Source organism: Cupriavidus sp. 05L411, assembly GCF_056398045.1.
In genome coordinates, this window is sequence record NZ_JBFTOQ010000106.1 from 1 (window position 1) to 4,293 (window position 4,293).

At 56.8% G+C, this 4,293-nt stretch carries 6 protein-coding genes; all 6 read right to left on the reverse strand.

Annotated features, from left to right (window positions below):
- Nucleotides 1-249 precede the first annotated feature (249 nt).
- Nucleotides 250-762 carry a hypothetical protein gene (locus AC1DQR_RS40025; RefSeq protein WP_477135108.1) on the reverse strand — a complete coding sequence of 171 codons (513 nt, stop codon included), beginning with the start codon at nucleotides 760-762 and terminating at the stop codon, nucleotides 250-252.
- Nucleotides 763-1,151: 389 nt separating this feature from the next.
- Nucleotides 1,152-1,319: a hypothetical protein gene (locus AC1DQR_RS40030; protein ID WP_477135109.1), complete on the reverse strand. Its 168-nt coding sequence runs from the start codon at nucleotides 1,317-1,319 to the stop codon at nucleotides 1,152-1,154.
- A 255-nt stretch (nucleotides 1,320-1,574) separates the two neighbouring features.
- Complete coding sequence (locus AC1DQR_RS40035) at nucleotides 1,575-1,814, reverse strand: hypothetical protein (RefSeq protein ID WP_477135110.1); 240 nt, start codon at nucleotides 1,812-1,814, stop codon at nucleotides 1,575-1,577.
- Nucleotides 1,814-2,185, reverse strand: a complete 372-nt coding sequence (locus AC1DQR_RS40040) for a hypothetical protein (RefSeq protein ID WP_477135111.1) — start codon at nucleotides 2,183-2,185, stop codon at nucleotides 1,814-1,816. The genes AC1DQR_RS40035 and AC1DQR_RS40040 overlap by 1 nt, the downstream gene beginning before the upstream one ends.
- 155 nt (nucleotides 2,186-2,340) lie before the next feature.
- A complete protein-coding gene (locus AC1DQR_RS40045) occupies nucleotides 2,341-2,727 on the reverse strand; it encodes a barstar family protein (protein ID WP_477135112.1) in 387 nt (128 codons plus the stop codon).
- A 14-nt stretch (nucleotides 2,728-2,741) separates the two neighbouring features.
- Nucleotides 2,742-4,293 (reverse strand): DUF637 domain-containing protein (locus tag AC1DQR_RS40050; RefSeq protein ID WP_477135113.1); only part of this gene is annotated, 1,552 nt, incomplete at its 5' end.

Sequence of the window (4,293 nt, forward strand, 5' to 3'; positions counted from 1 at the left end):
TGTGCTGCCAGGCAAGGGAATCCACGCGGGGATTGCTGTCGCCCGGGCAGTCCGGCGCGCCCGCCACGCAGCCGGGCGTTGTGGTGATCTTGCTGTCGTAGACGCCCTTGTTGGTGAACGTGCCCGGCGTCTTGATGGCGACCTTGCCCGCTGCGGCCAGGTCGCCGGCATTGGTCAGGTCGCCGGTACCGGTGAGACTGACGCCACATCCAGAAACGACGGGCGCGAACCCATCCAGCTATCGCACTCTCACTGAAGCCAGAATGGCTTACCTTCCAGAGCGTCGTACGCCGCTAGCGGCTTATTCTTGTCGCGTGTGAAGCCAGGCAGGTCCGAAATGATCGTTCTCACCCGTTCATACGAATACCCTGGATAGGATTTGAAGCTTTCGTAATTAAGTCGTGCTGACTCAACACAATGAGCAAAGCGCTCGAAGTATTTACTAAACACGTCTGCCAATGTCTGTTGGTGCGGATCCAGCCAGGTTCTTTCTGCGTTTCCCACCATCCTGGGTTCCCATTCGACGGACGAGGCAGGAAGCCCAGCAAAGATCTGCCTAGCTTGGTCCATCAGCGCCGACGCCGCATCCAGTTCCCCCAAGCGAAGGTAGCGGCGATATAGGCGATCCGTCAGCAGGCTCCAGTCCCGCTCCGGTTGGGCCTGCTCCACGTAGATCTTCAAGCATTCGAAGAACAGCACCACATCCGACACGGGTCCAAGCTCGCATAGTGAGCTTCCGCCATCAAATCCTATCTTTCTCATTGAGCTTTGAATCGAATTAAACTAGGAACAAATAATCACCCCATGCAACAGAAAAAGGCTAGATACGCGAATCTAGCCGAAGCCGCTCACACTCCGACTGCAGGATCTTGTTATTTGCCAATGCGGGAAGCCGGCGCTCAAGCGCTGGTGTAGAGCACCTGTTTGGCGGAGAGAGTCGTCCTGGTCTGACACCCCTTCACGTGTCGTCGAGAAGCGACTCCCGAACGGAGAGCGCCGGTTCGTGCGCTTCATTCTGGCAGGCGAGTGAATTGCAAACAGTATCCGGTCCCTCGCAGGAGCCGTGGAACAACCTCTGCAGAAGCGACGAACCCAGCCGAAGCCGGGTCTGTCGTTATTGCTCACTGGCCGGTAGTGGCAATCGTCCAGTGTCAGTCGAACTCGATCTTGCACTCGCTCAATGGAAACAGGCGACCGTCCGAGACCACGAACTTATCGCCTTCGATCCGGGCCAGCAGAAGGTGCATCGCCTGTGCGCCAGCCTCTATGTCCTTCCGCCAGCCCTCAAGGTCGCCGTGGTAGCCAATTGCATGAAACATGCTGACCACTAGACAAGGTGATCCTACAACCTCGCTCGTTAACTCCTCCGCTCTTGGCATTCGGCGGATTGGTAAATTCCGTTAGGTTTCTAAATTGCTTTCGGAACTTGTACTCACCATCATCAGCGAAATAGACAAACTCCGTACCCTCTACAGCGACAGTGCCCGGGATCACCCGAGCGCCCTGCCTCTCAAGCTTCCCGCCTAGAGTCTGCTCTAGCCGCTCCAATTGGCTGGTCATAGCTTCCTTCCTCATCACTTGGTCGGAGTGATCACGGGCCCGCGCGACCCGGACGCCAGGTTGACCGCGTTGATCGCATCAGCCGCGATATTCGTGTTCATCGCGCTCAGAGATTCCTCATCAGCTACAGGGACGCCAATGGCCCAACCCTTGAGCGCCGCTATCGGTAACGCCTGCGCCGACGTGATTCTTCCCGGGCCCAGAAGCGACGAAGCCGCCACAAGGATGAGTTCCGTCTCACTGAAAGACTGCATTAGCAACGCCTGATCACGTGGAAGGCCTTGAGTTTTCCGACTACCTGCTCGAAGAGCTTTTCCGCATCAGGATCCCCATCGTGGAAGCGGCCCCAGAAGTCTCCCGCAAACTCTTTTGGAGCCAGTCGGTAGTAACCACTTCCTAGATCTAGAAGTACCCATCCATTTGGTAAATCGGGATCGATCACATCAAACAGCCCTATGTCCCACAAACTTGGCACGCCCTCCGAGTCACTCCGGATCGTTATTTCGTGGGACCTATCTTCAGAACGGAAGAGAATCCCAAGCACGATATACTCATTCCCAAGCGTTAGATGCGGATCCTTCCCCTTGCCCTGATAGGCTCTGGCCCTTGCATATCGAACGATCATGGCTTGACCACTCTCTTCACCTTGTAGTCCTGTGTCTGGTAATCTACGGCGCCAGTTTTTGTCTTCTGGTAGAAGTGAACTTGCATGGACTGCGCGTTGGTCATCTTGACAGAGTCAGTCGTGAACTTGCCCCAATCCTCGATTTTCGCACGCGACTAACCTTCTGTAATCACGGCCTCGATATTAATGCGATCACTCTCATCGAAGATCGCTTCCAAACAATGCGGTTCCTCCGGCTTCCAATCTAGAATGGAATCGCGCAAGACTTCGAGATATATTTTCATCTCAGACGGCGGTAGTGACGGGAGGTCGTCATGCACGATGATCACTTTTCTTTGATTAACCCAATGGAGGTCTCGGAGGCAATCGAATAAGGCATTCCAGTTAAATCCAAAGTAACCCGGCAGAGTAAGCGACTGATAAAATAACTCAAAGAGCTGTGTTGGCGTCTGGATATTTCCAGCAACCCTCACCACAAGTGCTCCGCTCTCCGCAAAACCTCTTACGTTCGAAACGAAGGTAAATTCTCTCAATTTCCCCATGGATAGGCTCTCGTCTAATTTTTTACAGGAATAAATGTTTGATAATGGTCTGGAGTATAGTAGACCTCTCCGCCTTTACCCATAACGATTCGCTGCGGTCCCGGCCCGGTTATACCTTTCGTTGGCACCACATATTCTTTGTAATAGCCAGCTGGCTGTGCCGGAAGAAGCTGCGTTCCGTTGACCGGACGGTTTTGAAAGACAGTACCATCGTTCTTCGAAAGGGGCGCACCGCCATTTGCGATCCGTGTAAGCGTAGGCTGCAAATCGACGGTACCTTGATACACCGTTCCCGTTCTCTGATCAACGACTGTCACTCCGTTAATCATGCTCGAGGACCCGGACGACGTATTGGCGTTTGCCCCTCGATTCGCGATGGCCCCGATGGCCGCGCCAAGTGCGCCATCGATCGCCCCCGATACTTCGATAGGTGAGACGCTGGATAATGCAGCCGCAGTGGTAGGCGAAACCCCTGATGCCAGCGCCGCTTTCTGGGTAACGTCCTGTACCCGAGCGTTCTTCGTATCGTTCCAGCGCTGCAAGGCGGCAGCTGCTGCCGACGAGTTCTGCGACGGAAGACTATTCAGCAGGGAGATGCAACTGGCCACACCCTGACAAGCTGCCAGGTTCGCGTCGCTGTTGATCGATGGTGCACTACGGGCTTCGTTACTGATTGCGGTGCAACCATCCAGCGCACAGTTCCGGGCGGCCTGCTGCTGTTCGGCATTGGTGCCGGTGTAGTACGACGTCCATTTCGCTACGCAAGCGGTGTCACCCGTTGCACACGCATTCAGCGCATCAACCAGGCCCTTTTCCTGCTTGGCGCTGAGATAGTTGTTGGCCGCCTCGTTCTGTGCCGCGGCGGCTGCCGATACGCCGTTCCGCCCCAGCGCATTGGCCAGGGTGCCTCCGGCCAACATCGCCGCGCCGATCACGATGGCCTGATTCAACGAATTGGCACGATCAGCGTTCGTCTCGATCCCCAGCGCACTACCCACCAGTGGCGATATCACCGCTCCAGTAGCCCCGCCAATGGCACCTGACGCGCAGTCACCGCTGCCGGCCACACCCGCGACACAGCCGAGCGCCGCATGGCTGGCGATGTTCTCAAAGGAACCTGGATCGGTGTTGGCGCCAATGCTGTTGGCACCCAGTGCTGCTCCCTGCGCCACCAGACTGCCCTTGAGCGCATTCCCAAAGCTGCCCCCGTTGAACACCGTGCTGACCCCGGCATTGATCAAGCCCGTGCCAACGAAGCCCACGGCTTGCTGTGCCAGCGTGCCGGTCGCGCCATTCTGGGCCGCCTGCAACACGCCACCGACGTTGGTCGTGCCCGCGAGGTTTGCCAGGGTATTCGTTCCCTCCAGGGACTTCCCCCATGCACTCACCCCGAAGCTGCTGCCGTCAAAGGTGATGCCTTTGGTCAAGCCCGCCGTGATCGCGCCAATCGCGCCGGCCGTCGCCAGCTTCCCGAAGTTCAACCCTTGGCCGGACGCGAGTTGGGTGAAAGCGCTACTGGCCATGCTGGAGAGGGCGGCCACGATCATCGCCTGCGCCAGCGTCATC

Bases quoted from the DNA above. Each gene is read 5' to 3' on its own strand.
- AC1DQR_RS40030 (WP_477135109.1), bottom strand. From the start codon at position 1,319: ATGTTTCATGCAATTGGCTACCACGGCGACCTTGAGGGCTGGCGGAAG.
- AC1DQR_RS40040 (WP_477135111.1), bottom strand. From the start codon at position 2,185: ATGATCGTTCGATATGCAAGGGCCAGAGCCTATCAGGGCAAGGGGAAG.
- AC1DQR_RS40045 (WP_477135112.1), bottom strand. From the start codon at position 2,727: ATGGGGAAATTGAGAGAATTTACCTTCGTTTCGAACGTAAGAGGTTTT.
- AC1DQR_RS40025 (WP_477135108.1), bottom strand. From the start codon at position 762: ATGAGAAAGATAGGATTTGATGGCGGAAGCTCACTATGCGAGCTTGGA.
- AC1DQR_RS40035 (WP_477135110.1), bottom strand. From the start codon at position 1,814: ATGCAGTCTTTCAGTGAGACGGAACTCATCCTTGTGGCGGCTTCGTCG.